This window comes from Streptomyces sp. NPDC006872, from assembly GCF_040635845.1.
Classification (GTDB): Bacteria; Actinomycetota; Actinomycetes; order Streptomycetales; family Streptomycetaceae; genus Streptomyces.
Genome location: NZ_JBEYIL010000053.1, coordinates 1 through 2,879, shown reverse-complemented (window position 1 = coordinate 2,879; position 2,879 = coordinate 1). Strand labels below are relative to the sequence as shown.

1 protein-coding gene and 1 pseudogene are annotated in these 2,879 nt (G+C 58.0%); both read right to left on the bottom strand.

The window, feature by feature from the left end:
* Window positions 1-523: 523 nt before the first annotated feature.
* Window positions 524-808, bottom strand: a pseudogene (locus ABZ725_RS52460) (IS3 family transposase); the annotation flags it as partial.
* Between the two features lie 139 nt (window positions 809-947).
* Window positions 948-2,387 (bottom strand): hypothetical protein, encoded by a 1,440-nt coding sequence (locus ABZ725_RS52455; RefSeq protein WP_358809463.1) that lies wholly within the window; start codon window positions 2,385-2,387, stop codon window positions 948-950.
* Window positions 2,388-2,879 lie beyond the last annotated feature (492 nt).

The following is a 2,879-nucleotide window of genomic DNA, read 5'->3' as shown; positions in this document are numbered from 1 at the left end:
CGCTGGAACAACTCCCAAAGCCCGTCCGGTACCAGGCGTTCGACCATCAACACACAACCAGGCTACCGGTAACCCCAAATGAGATGGCCTCTAAGACCCGACAGCCTTGCTTGCGCAGGGCCTCATGAGCATCCGTTCCTGGCTCACCCTCGCGTCACCCTCAACCGGTGGTGGCGAGCCTGGACGGACACGGCCCCACCCCATGACCTTCAGGCCCTGATTCGACGCGGTCACCACCGGACACGGCATTGACCTATACGGCCGGATTTAACGAACTACCGGTACGGGGCGTGCACCTTTGGTTCGCTCTCGCTACACCTTCTGACCTAGCTGAACGGGCCCGCGCTGTCTGGCAGTTCCGGCACGTACTGCCGTCGTCGGGGCCGCTTTTCTCCCTCACCGGCGTTCCCCGGATCAGGCTGCCCCTAAGCTTCGATCAGGCCGCTACGACGGCCCGACGGAAGTGATCTTTCACCACCTCTCGATCAACATCGCGCCTCGTGGCGTACAGCTCGGCCGTGAAGAAAGCCGACGCCGCCCTCAAGATTTCGTTGGCCCGCCGTAGTTCAGCGTTCTCGTCCTCAGCCGCTTGATCTCCGCGGCTTCCTCCGAGGTGGTGGGTGCCAGGCTGCTGACTTGCGTCTACCTGCGCTTTGCGGACCCAGATCCGCACCGTCTCCGCTGCTCCGATGCCCAGCTTCGCGACAACCGCTTTCATCGCGACCCATTCGGTCGGATAGTTCGGGCGAATCTCCGCGACCACCGAATGTTTGCGAAGCCCGGAAGGGTAAGGGGACGTACGTGCCATGACTCGACGCCTTCAGGGAATCGAGCCTCCATCAGCCCGAGCGGTTCACAGATCGAGAGCCTGCTGCAAAAGTGCGCCTCTTTCGAAGATCCCGCCTCGCTTCCGAGGGCTGCGCCCGGGACCATCGGCACCTTGCTGGTTACACTACCTGACCTGACCTTTTTACAGGAGCGACGATATGGGCGGTCGAGGTGACCGGAGACTTAGGGGCGGTCTCAGTCGAAGGGTTCCCGATCGTTGATCCGACGCCGGGTATCCTATGATGCGCCGCGCTAGCAATGCTATTCGTTTTCCGTCCTCCATGAGGCGATACTATCGACTCATCACGCAAATTATGCGATAGTGCCACAGTATGGAATGGTGAGGATCCCATTCCATAGTCTTGGTTATCACTTTCCTCGGTAACCCAATTGGCTTTAGCCCAACGCGCGACCTCTGTAGGGTCAAGGGCGGCACCTTCCTCGGCGGCTGTCGTGGTTCCTAGGTCGAACCTTCTTACGTGCTCAGCCAGAGCCTGAGCCACCCTCAATGGTCCGGTCGCCGACGCCCCTGCAACAGCTAGATCCGCACCGCCCATGTGGGTTACCTCCTCTGGGATCTGCTTGATGATCTGTGAGATAATTTCTGCGTCTGGTGGAACTATGATGAAGTTATTGTTGTATTCGGCTCGTTTGAAACGGTACAAGGCCGCATCCTCCATGGTGACTTCGCCAACTGGCTTCTCGAGGTGAGTGGCAGCCTCCTGTCGGGTTATCGTCAAATTGTGACGGTCCCGGAGCATTGGTGCGAGAATGGGGAGGTCTTCGCGCCCCATCTTCGCCATCGGTTGTTTCAGGTCTACCAGTCCTGGGTCAATGTCTACGTCAGCGTAACCACCACCTCTTTTGAGGATCGCATAGCGGGCGACATCTGAGGCGACCGGAAATGCTCCTGAGGTGGTTCGCGCATTGGCAAACACGTCGCGCAGCCTTGCCGTTTCTGGATTACCTTCCAAAGGGTCCTGGGGGGTTCTGTTGATGCCTCGGAATCGACTGAACCACGATTCGGTAGGAGTCGACTGCTTCAGGGGCAATACGTCCGTGATCTCGTGGAAACTTACCCCTGCTCGCTTCATTCGCTCCTGAACCTGCGGATCCCATCTACTGACCGGCTGCCCACCCGGACCAGATTTGGTATCGGTCCACATCTTTACTTGCCACCCAGCTTCCTCCGCCCTCTGAGTCCAAGCCAGTACATTTGCTACTGCTGCGGGCTCCATCGGACGCCCCATCCAGACGAAATTGAGTTCCTTTGGTACTGAATATTGCTGATGATCGAGTAGCCCCTCAGCCGCGAATGTCTCTACCTGCCGCCTAGCCCATGTCGCAAGGCTGGTTGCCTCAGGATAATGACCTTGCCCCTGCGATCGGTCACTGCGTTCTTGGAATCGGTGTACCAGTATTCGAGCCGCACTCAAGTGCCCTGAATTCAGAAAATCAACCAATTGAGCCTGTACCATCAGCGATTGCTCCGGGGTCAACTCCCTATCCCGCCTGCCCAGTTCGTAGGCCGGAACATCTTCATATTCCTGGTGACTCATGAACCGTGCATCTCCATTCACTAAGGCGTAGCCATGATTGATTGATTGGTTACGGCTGCTGGAACGTTGTCGTCATGACGCAATCGGCCAACAGAATGCAGGGGGGTATAAAGCGGGTGCCGTAAGGAGACTCTTCGCCCCCACATTGAACTAAACGTACGAGGATTCCATATGGTTCATTAACCTCGATCTTCCTTGACGGTCCGCCGGTGGAGTCGGTGGACCGTTTCGCTTTCGGCGGCTGATGCCGGGCAGGTCGACGGCCTGAAGTAGTCTTGTCCCGTAAATGATCTACGGTGTGCTGGCTGACCTGCTCGTCTTCTCGGTCACTCGGCGAGGGTGAGATTGTGCAGGCGGGCGATGCCAAGCATGACGTGGTGGACGCCATCGCCCTTTAAGAGGCCATCTCATTTGGGGTTACCGGTAGCCTGGTTGTGTGTTGATGGTCGAACGCCTGGTACCGGACGGGCTTTGGGAGTTGTTCCAGCGGGT

Coding starts and splice junctions, on each gene's coding strand:
- ABZ725_RS52455 (WP_358809463.1), bottom strand. CDS start 2,387: ATGAGTCACCAGGAATATGAAGATGTTCCGGCCTACGAACTGGGCAGG.